The organism is Pseudoalteromonas sp. APC 3893, from assembly GCF_030408095.1.
Classification (GTDB): domain Bacteria; phylum Pseudomonadota; class Gammaproteobacteria; order Enterobacterales; family Alteromonadaceae; genus Pseudoalteromonas.
In genome coordinates this window covers 13,891-27,183 of sequence record NZ_JASDCD010000025.1, presented here as the reverse complement: position 1 = coordinate 27,183, position 13,293 = coordinate 13,891, and the positions used below count along the sequence as shown (strand labels likewise).

The following is a 13,293-nucleotide window of genomic DNA, read 5'->3' as shown; positions in this document are numbered from 1 at the left end:
CTACTGGTTAAAATATAGCTGGTTTGGTGCTAAGGTGTAGGTGAAGTTTTTAGCTGAATTTATATTTTTATTTTTGAGTACTTTTAATCGTAAAGGTCATCATGAAAAAACATTTATTAGGTTGGACGGCAGCAGCATTATTTCTCCCTTTTTTTTCTGCCGAAGCCAACGACAAACATGACGCGTTTTTAGACGCTGAGAAAAAAGTACGTTATAGCGACTATGAAAAATTTCAAGACGTTATTAATAACTTGGATCATCCGCTTAAGCCATATGTCGAGAAAACCTATTGGCAGCGACATCCAAATGTGAAGTATCAAACAGAGATTGAAAATTACTTAACGGTTTATCAAAACACACCACTTGAATGGCCAGTGCGTAAATCTTGGCTACAATATTTGCGTAAGCATGATCACAAGGCTACTTACATAAATAACTACCGTAAAACGACTAACAATGAACTTACCTGTACTTACTTGCAATACCAACTTGATTTAGGCGCGCCAGAAAAAGCAATTTTAAGCCAAGTGAGTGATTTGTGGGTGGTTGGTAAGTCACAACCAAAGGAATGCGACTCGTTATTTAGTTTATGGAGCAAAAAAGGTTATCTTAACCAAGCTCGTGTTTGGCAGCGTATTACTTTAGCCGCTCAAGGTGGCGACAGGAATTTACTTCCCTATTTAAAAACGTTACTTCCGAAAAGTGAACAGTACTTAGCTGACTTATACAAAAAAGTACGCAGTGATCCAAGTGCCGCTGCAGGGCTTTATCGGTATAAAAATAAAACAGTTAAAGAAAGTGAAATTGCTCACTATGGTGTGAAGCGATTAGTTTGGCGTGATAGAGATTTAGCGCTAAAGGCGTGGGAAAAACTTGATAAAATGTTTGCCTACTCTGATGAGGAAAAAGCAGATGTGTATTACACCTTCGCTTTGTCATTAGCATCGAGTGGACATAAACAAGCGCGGTTCTGGTTAAACAAAGTGCCTAAGGAACGCCAAGATCGTAAATTAATGCAGTGGCAATTGGGTAATATGTTAAAAGCTCAAGATTGGTCGGGCATAGTGGCGTTTTTTACTGGTAAAGAAAACCTTAGCCTTGGCCAGCAATATTGGCTTGCTTATAGCTTAGCGCAGCGCGGTGATACACAACGTGCCAATGCGATTTGGCAAACGGTGGCGAAAGAGCGTGATTACTACGGGTTTTTAGCTGCTGCGAGATTAAATATACCAGTGCAATTAAACAGTCAGCCATTGCAAGTCAGTGATGCGTTAGTGGCAGAAGTTGCGCAAGCACCAGGTTTTAAGCGTGCCAAAGCGCTTTATGAGCTAGAGCGTTTTACCTCAGCGAGACGAGAGTGGAATTATCTTACACGTACCTCCAGTGAACAAGAAAAGCTCGCAGCTTCAAAGCTTGCGGCAGAGCTTGATTGGTACGACAGCACCATTTATACCTTGGCACAAATCAAAGCATGGGATTATGTTGAGCTGCGTTTTCCATTTGCCTTTCAAGACTTATTTGAACGCTATAGCAAACGTAATCATATTGATATGACTTGGAGCATTGCTATATCGCGTCGAGAAAGCTCCTTTGCACCGGATGCACGTTCGCATGCTAATGCACGTGGTTTAATGCAGTTACTACCTAGCACAGCAAAATACGTAAACAAAAGCACTGTATCGAGTACGCGGCTTAACCAACCAAAAACCAATATTCGTTTAGGTACTCAGTATTTAGAGTACTTAAAAAAGAAAAATCATGGAAATGAAGTACTAGCTACAGCATCGTATAATGCAGGATATCATCGTATAAAACGCTGGTTACCTGATGACGCTATGCCAGCAGAACTGTGGGTTGAGCTTATCCCATATCGTGAAACACGTAATTACGTTAAAAATGTGTTTGCTTATCGTCAGGTGTATCACACACGTTTAGGGCGAGAGGGAAATATACTCGAACCGATACTCGACATGAAAATGGGCGGTTAACCTTATTCAGGTACGCTTTGACGTATCTACATTGGGGGTTATATGAGTCTATGGTAGACTCTTGCACAAGTTAAATTTAACAGATGGGTTTACTATGGATAAATTAGCCGTTTCATACGCCGAACATATTGCAACACTGCAACAGCGTACGCGTACTATTATTGATCGTGAAGGTTTAGAAGGTTTAGTGATTCATTCGGGTCAAGCTAAACGCCAGTTTTTAGACGACATGTATTACCCGTTTAAAGTTAATCCTCATTTTAAAGCTTGGTTACCGGTCATCGATAATCCTCATTGTTGGATTGTGGTGAATGGCAGTGATAAACCAAAACTGATTTTTTATCGCCCCGTTGATTTTTGGCACAAAGTACCTGATGAACCTCGAGATTTTTGGGCTGATTACTTTGATATTGAACTTCTTTTAAAGCCAGATCAGGTTGAGAAGTTATTGCCGTACGATAAAGAAAAGTACGCCTATATCGGTGAGTATCTCGAAGTAGCGCAAGCGCTTGGCTTTAGCGTTATGAACCCTGAGCCGGTTATAAATTATCTAAACTATCATCGTGCATATAAAACACAATATGAACTTGAATGCTTACGCCAAGCAAACAGTATCGCGGTAGATGGCCACAAAGCAGCGCGAGATGCTTTCTTTGCTGGTGGTTCTGAGTTTGATATTCAACAAGCCTATTTGATCGCAACACGTCAAAGTGAAAACGAAATGCCGTATGGCAACATTGTTGCACTTAACGAAAATTGCGCTATTTTGCATTATACGCACTTTGACCCAGTAGCACCTAAAGAGCATAAATCATTTTTAATCGATGCTGGTGCTAACTTTAATGGTTATGCCGCAGATATTACCCGTACTTATGACTTTAAAAAGTCAGGTGAATTTGCAGATTTGATCAAGGTTATGACTGAGCATCAAATTGCCTTAGGCAACGCCTTAAAGCCAGGCTTATTGTACGGTGAGTTGCACCTTGATTGTCATCAACGTGTGGCGCAGGTATTAAGTGATTTTAATATTGTTAAGCTACCAGCTGCTGAAATTGTTGAACGCGGTATTACATCAACCTTCTTCCCGCATGGGCTTGGCCATCACCTTGGCTTGCAAGTTCATGATATGGGCGGTTTTATGGCAGATGAGAAAGGCGCCCATCAAGCGCCACCAGAAGGGCACCCGTTCTTACGATGCACTCGCTTAATTGAAAAGAACCAAGTGTTTACCATTGAACCTGGATTATACTTTATTGACTCACTGCTAGGTGATTTAGCGCAAACTGACAACAAACAGTTTATTAACTGGGAAAAAGTTGAAGCATTCAAACCATTTGGTGGTATTCGTATAGAAGATAACATCATAGTACACGAAGATAGCTTAGAGAATATGACGCGCGACTTACACTTAGATTAAGTCGTAAGCTAGCGAGAGAAGGGGCCTGTTGGCCCCATTTTTTTGGTTAAGTAAAATATGTCAGAATACAAATACCCTGCAGATGATGTGTTTCATCAAGAAGAAATAAAAAAGAGTACGTTTATTGTGCATATTGCACATACCCCAGATTTAGCTGCAGCCAAAGCATTTATAAAAAATATTGAAGAAAAGTACGCCGATGCGCGGCATAACTGTTGGGCTCACGTTGCTGGAAACCCAGGGGGCAGTCATGTATATGGATTTTCAGATGATGGAGAACCAAATGGTACTGCTGGCAAACCTATGCTAAATGTTTTAGTTGGATCTGGCTTGGGTGAAGTTACAGCGGTAGTTACCCGTTATTTTGGTGGGATTAAACTGGGTACCGGTGGCTTGGTGCGTGCTTACGGTGGCTCTTTAAATAACGCTTTAGCAAAATTAAACACTGTGGTGAAAGTACCCAGTGTAGAGCTTACAGGTTTTACTGATTACAGCATACAAGGTGCGATTGAACAATTATTAAAAACAAAATATCAAGTACTTAATATTGAAAAGCAATTTACTGCTAATATTGAATGGACTATTACTATAGATAGCCGCGAGGCAGCTCAAGCAATTAAAGATATTTATGATTTGAGCCATGGCGCGGTTGAGTTAAAAGTTAAACAGTAAGACAATAACCAGCAGTTAATGAAAATACCTAAATAAGCGATAGCTAAATGCAATTTCGTACCATAATAAAAATTCTTGGCCAACTTGTTGTACTGTTTAGTATTACCATGGTCCCGCCAGCAGTTGTATCATTGATATATAAAGATGGTGGTGGTGTACCATTTGTATTGGCATTTATTTTTAGTGTTGTTATTGGCTTAATCGCATATTATCCAAATAGACAAGAGCATGGTGATTTAAAAGCACGCGAAGGGTTTTTAATTGTGGTGCTATTTTGGTTAGTGCTGGGGGCATTTGCTTCTATTCCGCTTATCTTTTTGCAAGAACCGAATCTCTCTCTGGCTGACGCAGTATTTGAAGCATTCTCAGGCCTTACCACTACTGGGGCGACTGTATTAACAGGGATAGAATATTTACCTAAATCGGTATTATTCTATCGCCAACAACTTCAATGGCTTGGTGGAATGGGGATTATTGTACTGGCCGTTGCTATATTACCAATGCTTGGTGTTGGTGGTATGCAGTTATATAGAGCTGAAATACCTGGCCCAGTTAAAGACTCAAAAATGACCCCGCGTATAGCTGATACAGCTAAGCATCTTTGGTACATTTATGTATCGCTAACTATTACATGTATGCTGGCGTATTGGGCTGCAGGGATGGATTGGTTTGATGCTATTTGCCATGCATTTTCCACTATAGCTATTGGCGGCTTTTCCACTTATGACGCATCAATAGGTCACTTTGATAGTCCACTAATTAACTTTATCTGTGTGGTCTTTTTAATTATCGCAGCTGTAAATTTTACGCTTCATTATGCTGCCGTTTCTAGCCGCAACTTAAAAATTTATATTCGAGATCCAGAGTTTAAAGTATTTTTGTTTATTCAATTGGCATTAGTTGTTGTGTGTTTTACAGTATTGTCGTCGAATAACATTTACGCTAATGGCGATGAAACCCTTGATCAGGCTTTATTCCAAGCTGTATCTATGAGTACTACCGCAGGGTTTGCCACAGACACCTTTTCTACATGGCCATTGTTTTTACCTATCTTGTTAATTTTCTCTAGTTTTATTGGTGGTTGCGCGGGCTCTACGGGTGGTGGAATGAAAGTTGTGCGCGTGTTCTTACTTTACTTACAAGGTGTGCGCGAGCTTAATCGGCTGGTACATCCGCGGGCAATCTACTCAATTAAACTGGGCCGTAAAGCACTTCCAGACAAAGTTGTTGAAGCTGTATGGGGATTTTTCTCTGCGTACGCACTCGTATTCGTCATCATAATGTTAGCTTTGATGGGAACGGGTATGGATAACATTACCGCTTTCTCGGCAACTGCTGCCTGCTTGAATAACTTAGGGCCAGGACTTGGTGAGGTAGCTAGCCATTATGGTGCCGTGAGCGATGCAGCTAAGTGGCTATTAACCATAGCTATGGTGTTTGGTCGATTAGAAATATTTACGCTATTAGTATTGTTTACACCAACATTCTGGCGAGGATAGTTCAGACTTTAGGGTTATCGCTGTTCTATCTCTATTTAGGTTAATATCAATACTCTATTAATATTAGTATGTGGTGAAAGGGAATGCCAAAAACGAAGTTACAGCTCAATTTAGAAAAGCTGGGTAAGATCACTGCGGGAACACTTGTTGATGTAGAAATACTGACTCCCACAGACAGCAAGCGAGTAAAAACTGAGTTTATTGGGCTTCTCAATAATCGTTTTATTGTACTTAACTACCCATCGGTCAGACGTTTACATAACGCAGGTGAATATCTTAAAGATGGTGTAGTGCTTATTATTCGAGCTGTACTTGAAAGTGGAGGGGGACAGGTTATTGCCTTTCGCCAACAAGTTATGTCAGTTGCATCACACCCTGCAAGGTTGATTTTTATAGACTTTCCAACACAAGTACAACTATTTAGTTTACGCTCACATACGCGCATACCCACCTTGTTGCCTGCAGAAATTAAACTAAGTGATGAGCGCCAGTGGCTAGGGGTTATTAAAGACATCTCGGCAACTGGAGTTATGTTTGAAATTAAAAGCAAAGAAGACTTATCAAGTCTCAAAAATACTCAGTGTAATATCTTACTTGATAAAGAGAATAAGGGGATGAAAGAGTTTAGTGGGCAAATATGCAGTGTTCGTAGTTTGGCGACTCAGGTGCAGTTTGGTGTGCAGTTACATGCAAGTGAAGATGAAATGAAAAAATTTATGAAAGATCACTTTATCGATCTCTCCGTGTTAGAACCTTTGGTTTAAAATGTCTTTGTTGATATTCGCTATTTTGCAACAAGAGGGTGAATATCTTGAAATTAGGCATTTAACTTTCCCCTTTATTATCGCTATATAATAAATTAGATATTAATTATCAGGTAGTTATAGTTCCTGTTTGATATTTAATAATATCGATTAATTTATTTTTTTATGCTTCATTCGTATATTTAACAATCCTCTTTCGACTTTAAAAAATCATAGACGTAGATTTTGTATCATCCCATAACATTCTAAGCGTTTGATTTTAAATTGAATTTAATTTTTCTTGTTGTTGCTGTTGCAAAAAGGCAACAAAAATACCTACCAAAAATGACGAAATAATCAAATATTAATCTTAATTACTTGATATTAATTGTTTTTTCAATGTTGGCATTGAAGTTGTAATAGTTATATTACAACAAACGAAACGCGAGTTAATCGCAGCCATAACTTGAAGGAATATAATTATGAACACGTTAAATAAAACATTAGCACTAATCGCATTAGCTTCATCATCAGCGGCATTCGCAGGGACAGACTTTGATACGTTGGATATCGACGGCAGTGGCGCAATCAGCCAAAGTGAAGCGTCAGTAGATACTGAGTTACTAAGCAAGTTCGCAGAGCTTGATACTGACCAAAATGGCGAACTATCAAAAGAAGAGTACTCAAAAGCTTAATTCTTTTGCATGGAATGTTGAAAAGGATTTCTTAAATATTTAAAACGGCAATGAAAGGAGCTTAGTAATGAGTTCATTTAGCAAAGCAATAGCACTTATAGCGATAACTTGTTCATCATCTGTATTTGCATTTGAGGCATTAGATTTTAACACCCTAGATGTAAATGATGATGGTGCGATTAGTTTGGTTGAAGCCAAAGAAGATGCTGAGTTATTTAATCAATTTGCACAGCGTGATGCTGACCAAAATGGTGAGTTATCAAAAGAAGAGTATTCAAGAGCATAACTGAGTTTATCCTGAGTTGCCAAAGACAACCTAAGTGGGCAAGGAACTCATGACAAAGGATAACAAGGATGGTGATACTAAATTTACGCATTTTTTTGATAGTACATTGAAGGATTATATTATGAATACATTAAACAAAACATTAGCACTTATTGCACTAGCATCTTCATCTGCGGCTTTTGCAGCTGTAGATTTTGATGAGCTGGATATTGATGGCAGTGGTGCACTTAGCCAGCAAGAAGCATCAATGGGTGGCATTACCTCAGCAACATTTGCTGAGCTTGATACCGATGGCAACGGTGAGTTATCAAAACAAGAGTTTGATAACGCATAAATTTAGCCTGTGCTTACTCGAAATGGATTTTACCCTAAATTAAAGCAGCCAACCCCAGGCTGCTTTTTTCATATTTAATACGCAAAGTATACAAGGTCACTGAACGAGTTTATTATCATGGTAGTTTGACTGCACATGGCAGTAAATTATGTTTGAACTTTTAGCTTATACCCAAGCCACCTCAAGATGCAGAATTCAGCGTTTCACAGGGGCTTAATATCAAGGCGTTACTTTGCAAGAATGGTCATCCCTTTTAAGAAGTAACAACGATGGGAGTAAGTCCCTGTGAAGCGCCCAAAGGGTTGGTTTAAAAGCGATTTATACTGCGTTATTGATTTTAACAAGGGAACAACCATTATTTGCAATCAATGCCTTGCCTAAATCGCTTTTAATTCCAACTGAAACTCGCATTTTGAGGTGGCTTGGGTATATACTGCAATTATCGCAAGTGTTTGGATTGTAATTGGTGTTTTTACAGTCGCTAAACGCTACCCTAATTATAGTCATAAAAAACAGTTTTGCAGCGAGCTTGGCGCAGCAGGAAGTGCGACAGAAAAATTATCTCCCCTTATAAACAACTACCCTTTAGGCATACTTTTTTGCGCTTTTGGTTGGTATGTAATTAATCTTGAAAATGCACCTATATTAGTTGTTTTAGTGGGCTGGCTTTCTGTTGTCCTTGTTAAAGGAACTTGGGCGCTGGGTATTTCCCAATGGATGCAAACCCTTATACTGAATCACCTACTGTAACTTGCAAAATCCATTATTTAGCAGGGTTAGTTATGCTATTGTCATTATTGATCGCGCTAATTTTAATCGCGATAAGTGATTACTTATCCATTAGCTTTACAGTGTTTTTAGCCTGCTTTGTTTGCGTCACCTTTCAGACTAACTAAAGCATTTAAACAGCGCACAAATGCAGGGGCTTATCAAAGGTTAGCATATGGTGTGCAGTTGATTTGGCTAAGCGCTTTTTCTTTAACTATTTAAGCTTACCGGTTTTAGTGTATGAGTGCAGGAGCCATATTTTATGCTAGACGATAAATTGATAGTGGAGTTTAACGCCCCGACCCTTGAAGAATATATTTTTTTGAGGGAAAAAGTAGGATGGGGTGAGTTAGATGAACAGATGGCAAGTGTTAGTTTACATAACTCACTATTTCATGTTGTGATCCGTCAAAAACAGCGACTGATTGGTATGGGTCGCGTAATTGGTGATGGAGGCTTATTTTTTTATGTTCAAGATGTGGTTGTCAGTCCTGACTTACAGGGACAAGGTATAGGTACATTAATTATGGATAATATAGAAGGGTACTTAGCGGGCGCGGCAAAAAAAGGTGCAACGGTAGGTTTGTTTTCAGTTAAAGGTAGGGAGAGTTTTTATAATCGTTATAATTACCGTGACAGACCTAATGCAGCATTAGGCTGCGGGATGTGTAAATTTATATAAGGCGGGAGTTCTTATGTCTGAATATAGTGCAAAAGTGACTTGGTCACGCGGTGTTAATGAATCGTTTATAGATAATAAATATAGCCGAGGCCATCAGTGGCAGTTTGATGGTGGAGCTAACGTTGAAGCCTCGTCATCGCCACATATCGTGCCATTACCTTACTCAGTTGCTGAAAATGTTGACCCCGAAGAAGCTTTTGTAGCCTCACTTTCGAGTTGTCATATGTTGTTCTTTTTATCAATCGCTGCAAAAAAGCGGTTTGTGGTTGAGAGTTATACCGATAACGCTATTGGAGTAATGGAAAAAGGGGATGATAACCGTATGGCCATGACTGAGGTTGTGTTAAAACCGTGCGTTAAGTTCTCTGGCGAGCAAGCAACAGCTGAGCAGCTTGAAAAAATGCATCACCAGGCACATGAGCTTTGTTTTATCGCAAACTCGGTAAAGACCAAAGTAACTACAGAAGTTGTTTTGTAAAATAAAACGCAGTGATTTAAATCACTGCTTTCGCTTATTTGCAACAAACCTTACGATTTATACAAATACGACGAATTAATTCATAGGTTTTATAAAAATAAATTTAATAGTTCAATTTAATCAATGCGTTAAAAGGTTAAATTAATTTAATAAACTTCCTCAAAAAATGCTGTTCAGCAAGTGTTTACCTCTATTTTAGTTAATAAAACCGTTTTAATTATCCCTTCTTTAATATTGTGTCTTTTTTATTAAATCTAACCAGTTGAAAATAAATGCTTTTATTTTTGTTGGGGAAGAGGTGTTGCTAAACAGCAACACATTTTTTAGTGAGTAGTCGTTATTATTGCTGTTTTTCACCTTAACATCATGTTTTAAAAGGGTTTGTTAATCTTGGCATTGAAGTTGTAATACTTAACTCGAACGAAACGAAAACGTGGTTAAGCTTTTAATCGCATCGTACATAAACTTTGAAGGAAGATTGATTATGAACACATTAAATAAAACCTTAGCACTTATCGCACTAGCTTCTTCATCAGCGGCATTTGCTGCTACAGACTTCGATACGCTTGACGTAGATGGTAATGGCGCAATAAGCCAAAGCGAAGCATCAGTTGATGCTGCATTAATGAGTAAGTTTACAGAGCTGGATACAGACGGCAACGGTGAGCTTTCGAAAGAAGAGTTTGCTAAAGCTTAATGGTTGCAAACCGAACGTTTTTTGCGAGTAAATTCTGAGTTGCCCAAGACAACCTAAATAGGCAAGGAGCCTATGACAAAGGATAGCAAGGATTCAAGCCATTTTTTATAAAACAGTGAAGGAATATAAATATGAAAACATTAAATAAAACATTAGCACTTATTGCGCTTGCATCTTCATCAGCAGCGTTTGCTGCAACAGATTTCGACACCCTAGACGTTGATGGTAATGGTGTAATTAGTCAAAGCGAAGCGTCGGTGGATGCAAAGTTGATGAGTCAATTTTCAGAGCTTGATACTGATGGCAATGGTGAGCTTTCAAAACAAGAGTTTTCAGAAGCTTAATGTGAATTTTATCGCATAATGGATCTCTGAAAAGGATTTCTTACCCTTATTTTATTAGGATACAAATTATGAAACATATTAATACAACACTTGCTATTATCGCCCTTGCTTCTTCATCTGCTGCTTTTGCTGCCGTAAGCTTTGATACATTCGATACTGATGGCGATGGCGTAATTAGCCAAAAAGAAGCCTCAGTGAATGCGCAGCTTGTTGAGATTTTCTCAGCGTTAGATACAGACCAAAATGGTGAGCTTTCAAAAGAAGAGTTTTCTAAAGTACAGTAGTACTGTTTGGTAATAGAAAATACGGTAATTTCACTTCATAAACGTTAAAGCAGCTTTACCTTATAAAATAGGTAAAGCTGTTTTTTATGTTTACAGATTATAATTAAATTGCAGTGAAAACTTACGTGGGCTGCCATAACGGTATTGATTATAAAATCCGATTTGGTTGTAGTAAATTTTATCAAATAAATTATCGATGTTTACACTAACGGACATTTGCGAGTTAATTTGATAACTGCTCATAAGGCTTGCAACTCCATAACTTGATTGCTCCACTTCAACTTGACCGTATACAGGGTTTTTTACCTCGTCATAACTACGGCTTTGCCAACGATAACCCGCACCAATTTTCAAACCTTCTACAATGTTGTTTAATTTGTAAGTCGTGAATAACTTAAATTGGTTTTTTGGGTTGGTGGTATTGAGAATATCACCTTCAGGCGTTTCACCTTCGCTGTAAGTGTAACCAAAGTAGCCATCCCACTCGTCATTCAAGGCGCCATTAAGTTCAAACTCAAAACCTTGGGTGACTGTACCATCGATAGGTTGGTAAATTGCTTGAAGAGTATCAGGAATAGTTTCACCGGTGTATTCACCTACATTGTCTTGATGAATTTCAAATCCTGATAATGCGATATCTAAACGCTCGTCTATCAATGAGGCTTTGATACCAACCTCATAGTTTTGACCTTGAATGGGATCAAGGTAATTACCATGTTTGTCGACCCGACTTTGCGGGGTAAATATGTCAGTGTAATTAGCATAAAGTGCCCAATTATCTGCCAAACTAAAAGTAGCACCTAAATAATTGGTTAGCTCGTTATCTAATTCATAATCATGTTTGCTGCCAAAGTTATCTTGATCGGTTTGCCACTGATTTAACCGGCTGCCTAAAATCAATGAGAATGAATTTGTTAAATTAAGTTGTGAAGCAAAGTACAAAGCACTTTGTTCTGTTGTGCCATAAGAGCCATATGCGGCTGCAGTTTGCCAAGTTGGTTGTGGGTAGTCATAGTTCGGGGCTGTAAAGTCACCGATGATTTTTGCGTCTTCTTGCCCTGGGAAGTAGGGCGTTGCAAAATCTTGCTCTTGGCTATTGTAACCAAACATGATTTGGTGACTTTGTTCTAACCAGCTAAATCTGCCGGTAAGCTCTATCTCATAGGTGCGCTGAATTCTCTTGGCATCGATAAAGTTTAATGAGCCTGGTGTCATACCTATATTTGTCTGCGCGTCAGGGTGGCCCGTCGCCCAAAATACATCGTATTCTAAATCGTTGTTACCATATATATAGCTAGCACTAAGCTGCCAGTTAGCATTAAAGTCATGATCAATACGAATAAAGCTATTTAGCGCATTTGTTGTTGAAGAAGACCAGCTAGGTGCTGTTGATGTTTCTCTATCATAGTTAGTACGCGAACCATTGCTATAAAAAATAGGTAAACCGCCAGACATAGTCCCTTTAGGCGTGGTTTTTTGGTTATCAATAGCAACGGTTAGCAGTGTATTATCGGTTAAATCAGCTTCAACAATACCGTATAGGGTTGTTTTATCTTGAGAAAACCTATCTTGATATGAGTGCTGATCTTGGTATGCAATAACTGCACGAGCACGTACTGTTTCACTATTATTTAAGCTACTCGATGCATCAACAACCCCGCGATAATTTTGCCATGAGCCTACAGAGGCTGAAATATTGATCTGCTGAGTTGCAGTAGGGCGCTTTCGTATTAAGTTAATTGCTGCAGATGGATTACCTGCACCTAGCATTAAGCCTGTCGCGCCACGTACAATCTCTACCCGTTCATAAATAGCCGTATCAGTTAGGTTATCGCCATAGTTAAAGCGAGTATCATAAGTGGTGGCAATACCGTCATATAAAATACTGGTCACACTAATGCCGCGAGCTGATATAGAAAACTTACCATTATCAGCTTCCCTAGCGTTAATGCCCGTTACGCTGGTTATGGCGTCAATAGTGCTTGTAAGTTGTTGGTCAGCCATAAACTCACTTGTTACAGCAACAACAGATTGCGGCGTTTTTAAATGAGATAAATCAAGGCCTGTTGCAGAGTTCATGGAGTCAACTTTATAGCCGCTGTGCTTTTCGCCGACAACGGTTAGTTTCTCAATATCATTATGTGCTTTTGCTGCAATTGATTGAGAGAGCGTTGAAAATAAAATACCAATGACGCTGCAGTAAGTAAGGGAGAGTGGTGTTTTTAATACAGAGTGTAACATCTGAAGAAGTCCATTTTTATAGATTGATGATATGGAATTAGTTATCCATATAAGAAAAGCCCGTTTAAAAATAAGGCACAAGAAGGGTAATAGATTTAGCTGATCAAGTAAATGAGTTTGAGATTGATTTTTATTTACCTTTTGGCCGGTGCACAAAAGGCAAAG

The 13,293-nt window shown here is 38.8% G+C and carries 14 protein-coding genes and 1 pseudogene; 14 read left to right on the top strand and 1 reads right to left on the bottom strand.

Features of this window, described 5'->3' with window-relative positions; translation table 11 throughout:
- Positions 1-101 precede the first annotated feature (101 nt).
- The 14 genes and pseudogenes from QMA12_RS19210 (at position 102) to QMA12_RS19145 (ending at position 10,887) form a co-directional block, all read left to right on the top strand.
- Positions 102-1,988: a transglycosylase SLT domain-containing protein gene (locus tag QMA12_RS19210; RefSeq protein WP_290211136.1), complete on the top strand. Its 1,887-nt coding sequence runs from the start codon at positions 102-104 to the stop codon at positions 1,986-1,988.
- Positions 1,989-2,082: 94 nt separating this feature from the next.
- On the top strand, positions 2,083-3,405 hold the full coding sequence (gene pepQ, locus QMA12_RS19205; protein ID WP_290211135.1) for a Xaa-Pro dipeptidase: 1,323 nt from the start codon (positions 2,083-2,085) through the stop codon (positions 3,403-3,405).
- Between the two features lie 57 nt (positions 3,406-3,462).
- Entirely contained in the window at positions 3,463-4,077 is a 615-nt protein-coding gene (locus QMA12_RS19200; protein ID WP_290211134.1) for a YigZ family protein, read from the top strand.
- Between the two features lie 47 nt (positions 4,078-4,124).
- Entirely contained in the window at positions 4,125-5,576 is a 1,452-nt protein-coding gene (locus QMA12_RS19195) for a TrkH family potassium uptake protein (RefSeq protein WP_087533890.1), read from the top strand.
- An 83-nt stretch (positions 5,577-5,659) separates the two neighbouring features.
- The gene (locus tag QMA12_RS19190) at positions 5,660-6,340 is read left to right on the top strand and encodes a flagellar brake protein (protein WP_087533889.1); all 681 of its coding nucleotides are present in this window, start codon (positions 5,660-5,662) and stop codon (positions 6,338-6,340) included.
- A 461-nt stretch (positions 6,341-6,801) separates the two neighbouring features.
- Positions 6,802-7,014: a calmodulin gene (locus tag QMA12_RS19185; protein ID WP_087533888.1), complete on the top strand. Its 213-nt coding sequence runs from the start codon at positions 6,802-6,804 to the stop codon at positions 7,012-7,014.
- A 67-nt stretch (positions 7,015-7,081) separates the two neighbouring features.
- Complete coding sequence (locus QMA12_RS19180; RefSeq protein WP_087533887.1) at positions 7,082-7,300, top strand: calmodulin; 219 nt, start codon at positions 7,082-7,084, stop codon at positions 7,298-7,300.
- A gap of 121 nt (positions 7,301-7,421) precedes the next feature.
- Positions 7,422-7,634 carry a calmodulin gene (locus tag QMA12_RS19175; RefSeq protein ID WP_290211133.1) on the top strand — a complete coding sequence of 71 codons (213 nt, stop codon included), beginning with the start codon at positions 7,422-7,424 and terminating at the stop codon, positions 7,632-7,634.
- 417 nt (positions 7,635-8,051) lie between these two features.
- Positions 8,052-8,624 (top strand): annotated as a pseudogene (locus tag QMA12_RS19170) (DUF998 domain-containing protein).
- 40 nt (positions 8,625-8,664) lie between these two features.
- Entirely contained in the window at positions 8,665-9,084 is a 420-nt protein-coding gene (locus tag QMA12_RS19165) for a GNAT family N-acetyltransferase (protein ID WP_290211132.1), read from the top strand.
- Between the two features lie 13 nt (positions 9,085-9,097).
- The gene (locus QMA12_RS19160; RefSeq protein WP_290211131.1) at positions 9,098-9,562 is read left to right on the top strand and encodes an OsmC family protein; all 465 of its coding nucleotides are present in this window, start codon (positions 9,098-9,100) and stop codon (positions 9,560-9,562) included.
- Positions 9,563-10,046: 484 nt separating this feature from the next.
- Entirely contained in the window at positions 10,047-10,259 is a 213-nt protein-coding gene (locus QMA12_RS19155) for an EF-hand domain-containing protein (protein ID WP_087533884.1), read from the top strand.
- Between the two features lie 131 nt (positions 10,260-10,390).
- Positions 10,391-10,603 (top strand): calmodulin, encoded by a 213-nt coding sequence (locus tag QMA12_RS19150; protein WP_087533883.1) that lies wholly within the window; start codon positions 10,391-10,393, stop codon positions 10,601-10,603.
- 68 nt (positions 10,604-10,671) lie between these two features.
- Complete coding sequence (locus QMA12_RS19145) at positions 10,672-10,887, top strand: EF-hand domain-containing protein (protein WP_087533882.1); 216 nt, start codon at positions 10,672-10,674, stop codon at positions 10,885-10,887.
- 90 nt (positions 10,888-10,977) lie between these two features.
- Here QMA12_RS19145 and QMA12_RS19140 read toward each other — a convergent pair whose 3' ends face one another.
- Complete coding sequence (locus QMA12_RS19140) at positions 10,978-13,128, bottom strand: TonB-dependent siderophore receptor (RefSeq protein ID WP_290211130.1); 2,151 nt, start codon at positions 13,126-13,128, stop codon at positions 10,978-10,980.
- Positions 13,129-13,293 lie beyond the last annotated feature (165 nt).